Here is a 13,170-nt window from a genome sequence, read left to right as displayed (position 1 = left end):
TTGTAAGTACGGTGAGGGGTTTTGTATAATTTGTAAAATAAAAATATTGCAGAACGTTAATGCACCTATATGCAATAATTGTAATATTTCGTTTCTTAATAGAAAAATTACAGATTGGATAGATGGATGCTATTGTCATATATGTGGCAAATCAGGCAATGTAAGCAATCATTACCCACGTTGTAAAAAATGTGAAGGTTTCAATCGCGATAGCAATGAAATAGAAGAGAATTACCTTACCATTCTTACAAAATATAAACAATTGCCATTAGTGGAATTAATCAAGATAAAGTCTTTATGGGCATGTGGAAAACATAAAGCCCAATGTATTAGAATACCATCAAATAGCACATTGATACAAATGAAAGTACGGGATGTTATAAACAAAACTCAGTTGTCGAACAGACTTAATACTCTTCATGTGTTTGATAATGAAGTAAAGAGTAATAAAAGAATTTTAAATACATTAGAAAGGTGGAATGGAGGTTTGTGTGTAGAGATCCGACACTATCCCATTAAGTGTGTAAGTAGTAATTGAAGGGTTCTGTTTATAGCCTGACCCTCCCGGCAAAGATAATTAAAAATTGGTTCAATACCAGCCCCCAGTCCCTTATTGGCATCGTCCATTTTTTGGTTGCCTCCCTGACAGCCAGGTATACAGACTTGATGACTGCCTCATCAGTAGGGAACGAGAGCTTGTTTTTGATGTATTTCCTGATCTTCCCGTTCAGGTTCTCGATCAGGTTGGTAGTATAAATAATACGCCTGATCACCACTGGAAAATCAAAGAACACGGTCAGATCCTGCCAGTTGTCACGCCATGAGTTGATGGCGTATCCATACTTTCCTTCCCATTTGGCGGCAAAGTCGTCCAGTGCCGCTTCTGCCGCCTCCCTGGTGGTGGCGTCATATATCAGCTTCATGTCGGCGGTAAACTCCTTTTTATCCTTCCATACCACGTAGCGGCACGCGTTACGTATCTGGTGTACCACACATATCTGGGTGCGTGATTCGGGGAACACGTTGCGTATGGTGTCTGTAAAGCCGTTCAGGTTGTCCGTGGCGGTGATCAGGATATCCACCACGCCACGTGCCTTGAGATCCGTGAGCACGCCCATCCAGAAGGCGGCACTCTCGGTCTTTCCAAGCCAGAGGCCCAACACCTGCTTTTTCCCGTCCCGGCGCAGTCCCACGGCTATATAGACTGTCTTGTTGGCCACCCGGGAGTTCTCCCGTACCTTGAACACGATCCCGTCCATCCATACGATCAGATAGACCTCCTCCAGGGGACGGTTCTGCCACGCCGTGATATCTTCCGTCACACGGGCCGTGATCCTCGATATTGCGCTTGTGGAAAGCCTGAAGTCATACATCTCGAGCAGTTGCTCCTCGATGTCGGCATTGCTCATCCCCTTGGCATAAAGGGAGACCACCAGGGACTCGACACCTTCGGCCATGCTCTTGCGCTTGGGCACGATAACCGGCTCGAAACTGCCTTCCCGGTCACGGGGGACATCGATGCGGGTCTCCCCAAAATCAGTCCTTATGGTTTTGCATCCATAGCCGTTACGGGCATTGGACTGGTCACTTTTGGCGTGCTTGTCGTAACCGAGATGGTCATCCAGTTCTCCTTCCAGCATCTGTTCGATGCCACGTTTGTGCAATTGGGAAAGGAAACTCTCGAGTTCCTTCCCGCTTTTGAACTGCTTTAAAAAATCGCTGTTTAGTAAGTCTTCTTTCTTCATATTGTTCAACTGTAAAGTTAGTAAAATTATTGGAGGGTTGAAGTCCGGACTTCAACCCTCCAATTACCAACTTACACAGTTCGTGGGATACTCCCATCGTCGGGAGTATCCCAAATTATAGCTTAGAAAACCCATCTTATAGAATATAACAAAATCGCCCTACTGTCAGATCAAGTCTAAACTTTTACAGATTATTCTACTTCTATTACTTCTTCAAAATCTAAATTCTCATTAATCTTTTCATCTAACACTTTCACAAGAAGATTAGTATCATGTTTTGATTTCTCCATGTCTATAATAAATTTTCTCAATCTGGTGGTAACTTCTTTTTTTGCAATAATAATTTGTTGGGAAAGCTTTGGCAAACTACTAACAGATTCAAGATATTCTTGCATTGATGGAATTGTACTATCTATAGTTTGAATTAATCCATTATAAACATCCCTTGTTTTTATTAATTCTGTAATATTATCCTCATCAAAATTTTCACTCAAATCTAATAACTGTTTGGCTGCATCAAGAGCCTGTCCATAGGAAGTATACCATCCATTAATTGGTGCATCAATAGTTATAGCATATCTATGCATGATCTTTGCAGTTTCAGAAATAATCTTCTTTTGTTGCTGGGTGCCATATTTCACAGAGGATTGATTTACAGCATTTAATTCTGCTGTCTTACCTCTAATTTGTACACCGAGCGTAGCAGTTTCCTCACTTATTTTATTCAAATCATCAACAGACTCATCTAATTTCGTTTCTAAAATATCGTGATAATCTAAAATTCCTAATTCACCTCCTGTTTCTTCTATAACAAAATCTTCATTTATTTCCTGTTTTTCGATAATTACTAAGGCATTATTTCCTCTTTTATGTTTTCCCCAATCACAAATCACTTTATATAAGTGTGCCTTTAATAAAGACTCAAAGTCAGCTTGCATGAAACTAAAATGATAACAACCTAAATTTGATGTCTTTTTCTTAAATTCCTTTATTTTTGCTACTTGCTCTAAATCAATATCATCTACTGAAAGACGTTCTTGGCTAAAATATAGCATTATTTCAACATCGTCAGAAGAATTTTTATACTTTTCGTATGCAATATTAAATTCTTCTTCAGTACCCGAAGCAAAATATTTAGTTGGTGTTCCAAAACGACTCCATAAAATTCCAATAAATATATCGTAATCTCCAATTTGGCGATTAACAACACTTTGAGGATAATCTCCTACTGAAGGATATGTATTATCTTCCCATGTTATTAATGATATTGTTGAACTCAATTGCTCAGAATAAGTTTTATTAAAATCCTCAACAACTCTTTTAACTATATCCCTTTCTGTCTGAACATCACTTGGACTCGCTAAAAATAATCGATAATTTGTTATTTGTTGTGGCATATTTTTTATTACTTTTGTTTTGGTTATTTTGATAATACATTAGTACTGATGTTTGTACAACACAAATTTACAGATTTTTAAACGATAGAGAACAATTAAATCAACAATTCTAATAGGAAAGCTCGTATTTTCCAATTCGCATCTTAATTGATATGTTTATTTTTCCACCAAATCAAAGAGGTTAGTAAGCTTCTTTTCCATCTCATCAAGCATAGCGATAGTCTGTGCTTTCTTCTTCTTTGATGATTTGGAATTTATTATTTTAGTTCGCATCTTCTCAATCATTGTATGAAAGTAGTCCTGCTGTTCTCTCGATTTTTGCTGTTCTTTCTTTTCAATTCGACTGACAATCGACATAGTATAATCCTCAATCTTTTCACAAAGATGAACTAGATTAAGTGATTTATTAATTTCAGAGACCTGATCCAGATCTTTATAGGCTTCATATCTCTTCAGAATATTGAGATTTTCACCCTCACGAAAATGAGTATAGAGATTCCTACGGGTACAGTCAAGTTGGTTCGTTATTTCTTCAAATTTTTCTTGTAATGATTTCGATTCATTTTCACTACTTTCATCATTTAAGCCCATTAACTGGTTCCATAGACTTTCAGACTTCTTTTCCTTATTATACCCGTAGAGATGGGTCAATGCAGACACTTCAATCAGGTAAATCTTACGCAGATGAAGTGAACGCTCCAAACTCGATCCTGAGCTCATATATGCTCTAATGGCACAAGTAAGGTCACACCGAATGAAGGCAACCATTATACGCAACAAAACAAGTTGATGAAGTATTCTTGCGCTTATGGGTAACTCCGTATTTTGAGTTACAATAAACTCTTTTAATCCTTCGTATCTCAAATGGTCATTGTATAGAGAGTCTATGCTATTACTTACAATCGCCAATGATTGGCCTGACACATTAACCAGTCGTTCATCTGATAAAAATTTTTCAGCGATACTCCTCTCCACAAAGGCCTTTACATCGAATATAGGGATTTTAGGGATTTTCTGTTTAACTTCTGGAATAGTATTCTTGGGAATAATTTGGCTAATGATAGAAAAGATTATAGTCGAAATCTGCGAGATACGCAAGTGAATCAACATAAACTGAGATACCCCCTTACAATATTTATCTTCCTCTGTAATACTACAAACCGATTTATATCTCTTCATAGGTTCATCAAAGTGCGCAGTGCTATTACGCATATCTTTATCACAATACTCTGTTCTCAATTTAGTCAATTCTCGATCTATTATTGTAACGTAAGAATGGAGTATGGGATTATCCAATACAAAAATCATTGATTTCAATAAAATCCAAACGCCATTACTTTTGTTCCCAGAGAAATAGTTGTAGGCCTCACACAAACTAAGGTTGATGCTTTGTATATGATAACGTTTTTCATAGGGGATAGTCGTATCTAAAAGCAACCGCAATGATGACATAAGTTCATGTAAAATAAAATGGCTACCCATAAACAAGTCTTCTGTTTTACTGAAGAGTGATAGGATTGTATTAGTCTTATCTATATCATCTGCACCTACCATCGTAAGTCGACAACGCAGTTCCATCATAGTAGGGAATATTTCCTCCAATTCAGTCATAGTATCCTTACAATTACTCGTCAGCGAGTTAAGCATCTGTTTGTTGGCGGGTACACTCATATGTTCAGATTATGTTTTCAATTATTTCTTATTTTTCAAGTTCGTTATGCTTACCGCTAGAATTATTATAAGTAGTTATCGAATAGTCTATGGTCATTTTATTATATCAGTATTGTTTTTTGCTCTTGTTATCCGAACCATATAAGAATTACAACAGTGTGTTACATGACTGTTATATAAAAAACAGAACTGATAATCTGACAGTTAACACTATCCTCTCGGTTTTTTCATCTTTCCGGTTACATAAGCTATGCCCAATAGGGAACAGTAGCTTTTAGGTTTGAAATCAGTTCCTATCACGGTGTGAGTCCCATCTTCGCTACCGAACACCAAATATCCATAAGGTTTATTGTGTAAACAAGCGCTGTTTGCCAATATTTGTTCCCCTATTTCTTCCGGCGAATGAAAGTTACGTTTAAACTCCACCCATTCAGTTTCTCGGGATAAAGAGATTATAGCATCTAATTCTTTGATAAGGTCCTTATTCATGAATACAAAAATTTATGGAAAAGTATAAGTCGCCTGGCAAAACTCATCCCTATCCGCTTTGGGATTCGTTCGTTAAACACATGATGGATTTCTGTGTCGGAAAGGATATATCGGAGTTGAGTCTGTGTGAGCATTTTTTACTTAGCTTTTATTTTCAATGAAAGGTAAGATTCTATACTACAAAGTTATAATAAAAATTTGAATGATAAGACCATAAAATCAGTATCTTTGGATACAAAAATTTATCGTACAAAAAGGTGAGCCCTTTCTATCCCATGGGAATGGCGTGATCGAATGGTTACGAAAATATTACTGCTTATTGAACGGTAAATCAATAAAATCTGTATCTTTGGCTATTAAGATTTACCGTACATACTATAATAACAATTTAATAAATTAAGAAGACATAGGAGGGATAAGTGCAAAGTGTATCACTATTAGTAATAATTTAGATTTTATAGCTGGATTATTCGTCCGAACGCAAGACTCCAAACCGTTAGTTGCAAGAACAATCAAAATTATCGCAAATGACAAACCAAGAATTAACCAGATACAATGATTTTCTCTTTATACAACTAGAATTAATGAAAAAGAGAGTGATACAACTTATTTACCGGGGAGATTCTTTGGAAAATCTGTGTGAAAAGTTGAACGTTTATTTTGACAATGAACAGACTAATATTTCTACAATTTTAGAAAGGTTGTTTATGGTAGGAGAAAAAGCAAAAAGGTTCTGTACGGATGATGAAAATTTTGAAATAGACGATGCTGATAATTATGTTTTTGAGAAGATAATGAAGTATTTCAAGACTTCTTTAAAAAATAGAAATAGAAATATAATTACTTTTTTTGACAGAAATCCAACTTTAAAATCTTTTTTCTCAAATAAACAAAACAAAAAGATTTTCTTGGACATTCTCAATCATGCTAGCACTCGTGAAAGACTTGCGATAAGAAATTATTACTTGACTTTACTTCATCAACTTGCAGCAATTAACTATAAGAATAAATCACACTTTGTCTCAACTTCATCCGAATATAAAATTGCAGAAAAGTTTTCCAAATCAAAGGGAAATAAGAACAGAATAATTTTACACTGTTGGCAGCCATTGAAAATGGCAAGAAATATTGCAAAAAAATATAATCTACCTACTTATATTTTAGGTCCATATCATTACCAAAAAGAATTTTCAATACTAGGAGGAATTCTTCCTCACTATATTGCCGGTATTGAATTTACACACTTAAAAGAGTTTTATCCTAATCCCAATATTTTCAAACAAAATATTTCAGATGAAACTTTCTTCTATGGTTTAGATATTGACCAAAGCAACTTTGAAGAAACATTCCTTTTGACAAACTATAAAAGATCTCTGACTACAGATGGATTTGATATTTGGGAAAACACCTTCAGCAGATAATAAATAGTTTGACAAGAGTTAAACTGGGCATGTAAATTTATTAGAAACAGGGGCTTAAATAATATTTTAGTTAATTCTTTTCAAATTGAGCTGCATCCAAATTTCCACGGTTGCAACCTTTTAATTTTTACAGAATGCAGTCTTTATTCGAGCAAATAAAAATAGACAACACATACGAACTTCTTTTTCCTAAGAAGGAGAAAGGTCTAGCTGTGATTTGGTTGTATGAACGAGTAAAGAATGGGGAGTTCGAGAATGGGATTTTTAAAGAGAAAGATATACATCGAGCTTTTGAGGCAGTAAGTTTTATCAGTCGTGAACCGGTGCGGTTACCATGGGTAACTTATAACGCTTATATCATGGAACTGCAGGAGTTTTATCTTATTTATAATGACGAAGATCAAACCTATATGTTCACGGATTTTGGACTTCAAATATGTGATAAGGTACATCGTCTGATATCCCAACGATTTAATCCGACCATTATTGAATTAACGTGTGCAGAGCTTTACGCTAAACTGGAAGTTGCTGTCACAGAAGAACAAATCCGGAATTGGCTTTCGATAGATTTATTTAAATCACGGACACTTTTACTGGAGCAGGTAGATTATTTGAATCAGCAAATTGACCGTTCCGTAACGGCCTTAAGTGAAAAGGCGAAGAGAAGAAAAGAAACGTTGCTCGTAGCTTTACAGGAAATAGAGGAACAAATTGATACGATACGTCAACAAAATAAGGAACTAAGAGCAGCTTTCCGGGAAATTGACAGGATGAATGATATATTAATTTCCCATCCAGTGAGAGATATCAGTGAAGAGGTGGATAATATGGTAAGTGGAGCAATTTCATATTTTGAAGGTATCCATATGCGTTTATCGATGGTAGACTCAAGAATCGATAAGATTCAGCCTAAAATAAAACAGTTTTTTGCCTCTCTCAATCGGGATATATTTAATTCAAAGGTGGAGAAGTTTTTATATTTTTTGCTGGAAAAAAGTCGAGTAGTAGATAAACAGATAGAATTTCCTATTCCGTATGACCAAACAATTCAATTCATAGATTCATCCCTAACTTTTATTTCCGTAGATAGACCGGAGGATCTTTTCCCACCAACACGTAAGCCACGTCCCGACTACAAGAAAGATACAAGAAAAGAACATGAAGTTCACCGGAAAGGTCATGTGCAAATGATGCGTCAGATTCATATCCAATGGTGGATGGAGTTCATAAGGCGTAAGTCTTTGGAAACAGATGCAATACATCTATCGGAAATATTTTTCAGTATTTTGGAAAAACATGATAATGATTTGCAGTTAGCCATTCAGGTGATTGACCAGATTGTCAAAAGGTATAAGGAAGAAGCACGTTGGGAAGTACTGATTGATACGAACAACAAAATAAATAACCCCGATTCTAATCATACAATATCTGATATATGGATGAAGCAGAAGTAACCAAAAAATATAATTTCCTGGAGAGCGAAGATGGTGCGGTGCTATTTTCCCAATTGGTGGAGGCATTGAAAAAAGGAGCCCATATACAATATGACGGCGACAAGGCACTTTTTCTTTATCTGGAAAAATATATAGATAATCTGATGGCGTATTTTGAACGACATGAGAACATTTTCTTAGAAAAGTCCGGTAGTGAAAACAGCATTTATTATTTCCCTGTCTTCCTTTCTTCCTCCAGGAGTAATTATTCTCTTGATCGTACACCTCTGCCGAAAGAACATATCCTTATTGCCTTGTTGCTGTATAAAGCTTATTACATAGACCACAATATTGAATTGACTTCCGTGAAAAAGTTTCTCACACTAATCAGGGTAGATATGCCGGATTTGAAGAAGAACATCCAACGTTTACTGGTCAAGACAAAAGGTACACAAGAACGTTTTACAGAGAAGAATGAAGGTCATATTGCTAACGAAGTGCAACGTGCGTTTAGGAACTTTCATAAATTGAGATGGATTGACCTAAAGGAAGATGACTTTACTATTCTTCCGGCTTTCCAGCGTGTTACCCGGGAATTTGCAGATTATATTAATCATATCAATGAATGGTTTAAAGACGAATAAGTATGAAGGAATATCCTCGCATTTATAGTTTATCTACTCTTGGGATTATACACCATCAAGACAACGATTATATTTTTCATCCGGCCAGGACCGATTTTATTGGTGACAGCGGTTCCGGCAAAAGTATCATCGCCGATTTATTACAACTCATCTTCGTTGGTTCTTCAGCCTTTCGGTCAGCAACAGTTACCGTCAAAGAAAAACGGGAACCGGATGGGTTGGTTTTGCGTACACCAGGTAAATCGACCGATTATGGATATGCTTTTGTAAACATAGAAGTTTCTGAAGGGCAATTTATTACTGCAGGGGCTTATCTGGAAAGCACTTCTAAAGCAACACGACCTTTTATTGTTCAAGCAGGCCTTGCTATCGAACAAGGAGATTTCACACCTATGTCGAAACCTCTATATGCTTCCGATTTTCAGAATGAAGAATATTTTTTCACACTAGGTGAAATGATTGAGCAAATGGAAGAAAGAGGTCTGGTTTTTAAAGATTGGCAACGGATTTCCTATTTCCATAAAGCACTTTATAAAAATAAGATACTACCTCTTGACCTTACTGACAAGGATAAAGTATTGAAAGATTACGCGAAGATAATTCAGTCGTTTTCCCGGGGTAAAGAACTGGATACAACCAAAAGTTCCAGTTTGCTGGATTTTTTATTCGGACAGGAAAAAGGAAAAGAGTTAATGAGTAAATATAAGTCAATCGTAGAAGAAATTGAAAAAAATGCGGTGGACTACGGGAAAAACAATGAAGAAATTATCCTGTTGACTGAAAAATGCCTTGAGGTAAGTGACTTATATAAGGTATTACAAGACAAAAAGGAGGCAGAGAAGAAATTCCGGACTTATCAATATGTCTATTCTCAAAGAGTCTATGTTTCAAACAAAAAGAGTCTGGAAGAAGAACTGCGTACTTTCTTGCAGGCAAAGAAGGACTTATCAGACTTACAAAGATTAGTACGCCATGATTTAGAGGAAGAAGAAAAAAGTTGTGGAAAGAAAAAAACTGCTTATGAAGCTGCTTTAGATACCTATAGTGAATGGAAACAAAAGAAAGAGCAGCTGAATACAGCTATAAAAATAGTTGAACAGTTAAATATCTCTTCTGATAAATTAGCCGGTTATTATGAACGATATAAGGCCCAGAAAAGAGACTATACGTGTTATAAAGAGTTACATGACAAGTTGGTGGATTCACAGATGATTGATTTATTCATCAATTCGGGCTGGAAAGATGGAATAATAGCCGGGAATAATTTTTACCGCAAACGAACCGATAAATTGCGGGACCGTTTATCTCAATTAGATATGGTAGGACGTTTTCACGATATAAATAATCCCGACTCACTGGCTCGTTGGGCTCTGTCGTTACAACGTAAGCTCACAAAAGAGGAGGAAAGCCTCATTCTCCATTTTCAGAAATATGGGATGAATAAACCCAACGAGTGGAAAGCTACTGACCGCTATGTTTACTCTCCAGAAGAATTGTTAAGTAACAAAAGCATAGAACCGGATGGTGAGGGTTTCTGGATAAACCTTGGTGGTATAAAAGAATTTGTAGGCTATGTAAAGGAACAATATTTGAATAGTGACCGGAAGATGATTCTACAGTACTTCCAATCGCAGGTTGCAAATATTGAACAGGAGAAAAAGACTGTTGAAAAAGAATTGGAATTGTGGAACAAGCTGTCTGATATTGTGAATAGTTTGGAACTACCTGCACCTTCATTGAATGCATTTTTCCATCAACCGGAGATAGAAGATTTTCAGGAAATTGCAGTCTTAAATATTTCTCCTGAACAGATGCAACTGTATGTGGATAGTTTTACAAATAAGGAATTGATAGAAACATCGGAGAAAAAAGCAAAAGAAGAACAAGCATCATTATTCAACCAATTTACTCAAGCCAAGAAAATGGTTGAAGTATTCCCACGTCTGATAGAAAAAACAGAGAATTTATTAACTTTCATATCCACAAAGACACAGGCTCAGGGCATAGACTGGAAAAGCTTTTTACCGGAGGAATCTTTTGATGAGTATAAGGAGGAAGACTATTTAGATGCAGACGATAAAATAGAGTTTTTTCGGGATGAATTAACCATTTTAGGCTCCACATTAGATAAATGTGATGAATTAATACAGTCGATAGTGAATTTTAAAGAGTTAGAAAGTACCTTGAAGACCATTACGTCTGAATATATATCGCTTTATACAGACTTACCTCTGCTTGATAATTTCACCATAGTGGATAAAGAGTTGGTGGAGGAAATAAAAGACCTTAAGACCCAAAAGAATGCAGACTATATGAGCAAATATATGCATATCGTGAAGGAATTCTTACCAAATGAACAATATAAATTTGAAACCAGCCATGACTTTAAGGAACTAATAGCCCATCTCCTACCCGATTTATTCCCTGAAGATATGATCATAGAAGATGAAGTGGTAAACAAAATCAAGAAAAGATTAGAGGATATTAATCAAAAAAATAGTGAACTAAATAGCAAGAAAATTGGAAAAATCCAGGATTTATTAATCGAAGTAAAACGGCAAGTGGAAGCACAATGGGATGAGATTCGGCGGATAAATCGCTTTTTTATAAGTGGCACTAAAAAGATATCGGGAGTGTATAATATGAAACTGGAAAGAGTAGATTCGTTGCAGTTTCCGGTTAGTTGGTTAAGCCAGTTTAAATACAAAGCATCCTTAGATAATATGGCTGATATGTTTGAGGGTACGATTTTAAACTCGCTAAACACGCAAGTGTCCATCCGGGAAAAAATCATGATAGCTTTTCAAGAAATAACAAATAATTATTCGAATGATATCACATTGGAAGATTTGTTGAATCCTAATTCATACATAGAATTGAGTCTTGACATGAAAAGTCAGACCGGGCGAAATAATAAAGGAAGTACCGGACAAACGTATGCCGCTATTGCCTTATTGTGTATAGCGCGTCTTTCAATCGTTGGTAATAAAAACAAAGGACAGGAAAAAGGATTACGCTTTATGCCTATTGATGAGGCGGAAGGGTTAGGAAGTAATTTTGACCTGCTGAGTGAAATCGCTAAAACACACGATTACCAGATACTGACTTTTTCTATTAATCCGTTGGGTAGATACAATGAACAGCATGTATATATCCTCAATCTTGATCCGGATGCAGAAGAAGCAATAAATTATGCTCCTATAGAAATACGTAGCCGGAATGATATTGACTCGGAATTAGCCAAATTTATAAATGTGGATGATTATGGAAGGTGAATTAACCTGGCGAACATTAACTGCGATGTATTCTCTTTATGAGGGAAATAAGATATCCGCTACCAAAAAGAACGATAATAAGTTCCGGAATCTCATGAGTAGAAAACTGGTGCAATATCAGCCGGGCAATCATAATTATTTGATTAAAGGTGAAAAATATGACGATTATTTCGCTAAACGTTATCTGGAAGATTACCTTGAATATGATCAGTTTTTAAAATCTGTACAACGGGATGTAAATGGCAGACAGACATATACTGTCAATGATATCCGTTCATTACAGTTTATAGCTGATAATAAGACTCAAATCCGGGATTCCTTGACAACCCGGCATACATTTAGTGAAGAATTTTTTGAACATGGTGGAAGTAAACATCTGGATATTTATCCAGGGTTGGACAAGCTGGTACTTTCTATCTTAGGAGTAGAAGATTATCCCCAGGATGATCCGAAAATGCATCAGTGGAGGTTCGTAGTAGATGTAGGTGATCCGCGCTGTATTGTACTATGTGAAAATCTCAATTTCCTGAAAATACCCCGTACTGCTCGTGAACATAAAATCGAGTTATGGTACGTAGGTGGAAATAATACTAAAGGAACTCCTTTTATCGATGAGAAAAAACTAGATATACCTTTATTCTACTCCTGTGACTGGGATTGTAAAGGTTTAGAAATTTATACTCGATTAAAGAAGATTTTCCAGAAAAAAGGATGTGATATAAAACTTCTCTATCCCTCCGAACCCATCAAAAAATATCCTGTCAATATGAAAAAACATAAAAGTAAATGGAAGCCATCCCTACCCTTTTCCGGATTGGAACAATCCCATTTTATCCCAAAAGAGACTCATTTAATCAATGAACTAATAAGTACGGATAAATGGGTAGAGGAGGAAACCAATAATCTTGTATTGATGGTGAAGGGCTATATGGATCTGTGAGAATCAAACGAATCTAAGGTATTATTACCGAATACATACCATAGGTTGTTACATCTACATAATCAAAAACGCCTTGGAAAATTTTTCAATCTCTTTAAACTCATATACTGGATCAGATAATATATTTCAAAAGACAGCAAAAGAACAACTACCCA

General features: G+C 36.0%; 9 protein-coding genes. 5 read left to right on the top strand and 4 right to left on the bottom strand.

Going from position 1 to position 13,170, the window contains the following annotated elements; genetic code table 11:
- Nucleotides 1-548 precede the first annotated feature (548 nt).
- From VB073_RS06990 to VB073_RS06975, 4 genes are all read right to left on the bottom strand, one after another.
- On the bottom strand, nt 549-1,745 hold the full coding sequence (locus tag VB073_RS06990) for an IS256 family transposase (RefSeq protein WP_323403438.1): 1,197 nt from the start codon (nt 1,743-1,745) through the stop codon (nt 549-551).
- 191 nt (nt 1,746-1,936) lie between these two features.
- Nucleotides 1,937-3,142, bottom strand: a complete 1,206-nt coding sequence (locus VB073_RS06985; protein ID WP_323403437.1) for a DUF4062 domain-containing protein — start codon at nt 3,140-3,142, stop codon at nt 1,937-1,939.
- Nucleotides 3,143-3,298: 156 nt separating this feature from the next.
- Entirely contained in the window at nt 3,299-4,813 is a 1,515-nt protein-coding gene (locus tag VB073_RS06980) for a hypothetical protein (RefSeq protein WP_323403436.1), read from the bottom strand.
- A gap of 210 nt (nt 4,814-5,023) precedes the next feature.
- Nucleotides 5,024-5,302 carry a helix-turn-helix domain-containing protein gene (locus VB073_RS06975; RefSeq protein ID WP_323403435.1) on the bottom strand — a complete coding sequence of 93 codons (279 nt, stop codon included), beginning with the start codon at nt 5,300-5,302 and terminating at the stop codon, nt 5,024-5,026.
- Nucleotides 5,303-5,886: 584 nt separating this feature from the next.
- On the opposite strand from VB073_RS06975, the gene VB073_RS06970 reads away from it, so the two are divergent.
- The 5 genes from VB073_RS06970 to VB073_RS06950 all read left to right on the top strand — a co-directional run bounded on the left by VB073_RS06970 (nt 5,887) and on the right by VB073_RS06950 (nt 13,015).
- On the top strand, nt 5,887-6,723 hold the full coding sequence (locus VB073_RS06970; RefSeq protein WP_323403434.1) for a hypothetical protein: 837 nt from the start codon (nt 5,887-5,889) through the stop codon (nt 6,721-6,723).
- A gap of 134 nt (nt 6,724-6,857) precedes the next feature.
- The gene (locus VB073_RS06965; RefSeq protein WP_323403433.1) at nt 6,858-8,177 is read left to right on the top strand and encodes a hypothetical protein; all 1,320 of its coding nucleotides are present in this window, start codon (nt 6,858-6,860) and stop codon (nt 8,175-8,177) included.
- Complete coding sequence (locus tag VB073_RS06960; RefSeq protein WP_323403432.1) at nt 8,159-8,800, top strand: condensin complex protein MksE; 642 nt, start codon at nt 8,159-8,161, stop codon at nt 8,798-8,800. The genes VB073_RS06965 and VB073_RS06960 overlap by 19 nt, the downstream gene beginning before the upstream one ends.
- Nucleotides 8,801-8,802: 2 nt before the next feature.
- Nucleotides 8,803-12,075: a hypothetical protein gene (locus tag VB073_RS06955; RefSeq protein WP_323403431.1), complete on the top strand. Its 3,273-nt coding sequence runs from the start codon at nt 8,803-8,805 to the stop codon at nt 12,073-12,075.
- A complete protein-coding gene (locus VB073_RS06950) occupies nt 12,065-13,015 on the top strand; it encodes a hypothetical protein (RefSeq protein ID WP_323403430.1) in 951 nt (316 codons plus the stop codon). Before VB073_RS06955 ends, VB073_RS06950 begins: the two co-directional genes overlap by 11 nt.
- The last annotated feature ends 155 nt before the right edge of the window (nt 13,016-13,170 follow it).

This window comes from Proteiniphilum sp., from assembly GCF_034927365.1.
GTDB lineage: Bacteria > Bacteroidota > Bacteroidia > Bacteroidales > Dysgonomonadaceae > Proteiniphilum.
The sequence above is the reverse complement of the archived record's forward strand: the minus strand, read 5'-3'. Positions and strand labels throughout refer to the sequence as shown.

Coding starts and splice junctions, on each gene's coding strand:
- VB073_RS06990 (WP_323403438.1), bottom strand. CDS start 1,745: ATGAAGAAAGAAGACTTACTAAACAGCGATTTTTTAAAGCAGTTCAAA.
- VB073_RS06985 (WP_323403437.1), bottom strand. CDS start 3,142: ATGCCACAACAAATAACAAATTATCGATTATTTTTAGCGAGTCCAAGT.
- VB073_RS06980 (WP_323403436.1), bottom strand. CDS start 4,813: ATGAGTGTACCCGCCAACAAACAGATGCTTAACTCGCTGACGAGTAAT.
- VB073_RS06975 (WP_323403435.1), bottom strand. CDS start 5,302: ATGAATAAGGACCTTATCAAAGAATTAGATGCTATAATCTCTTTATCC.
- VB073_RS06970 (WP_323403434.1), top strand. CDS start 5,887: ATGAAAAAGAGAGTGATACAACTTATTTACCGGGGAGATTCTTTGGAA.
- VB073_RS06965 (WP_323403433.1), top strand. CDS start 6,858: ATGCAGTCTTTATTCGAGCAAATAAAAATAGACAACACATACGAACTT.
- VB073_RS06960 (WP_323403432.1), top strand. CDS start 8,159: ATGGATGAAGCAGAAGTAACCAAAAAATATAATTTCCTGGAGAGCGAA.
- VB073_RS06955 (WP_323403431.1), top strand. CDS start 8,803: ATGAAGGAATATCCTCGCATTTATAGTTTATCTACTCTTGGGATTATA.
- VB073_RS06950 (WP_323403430.1), top strand. CDS start 12,065: ATGGAAGGTGAATTAACCTGGCGAACATTAACTGCGATGTATTCTCTT.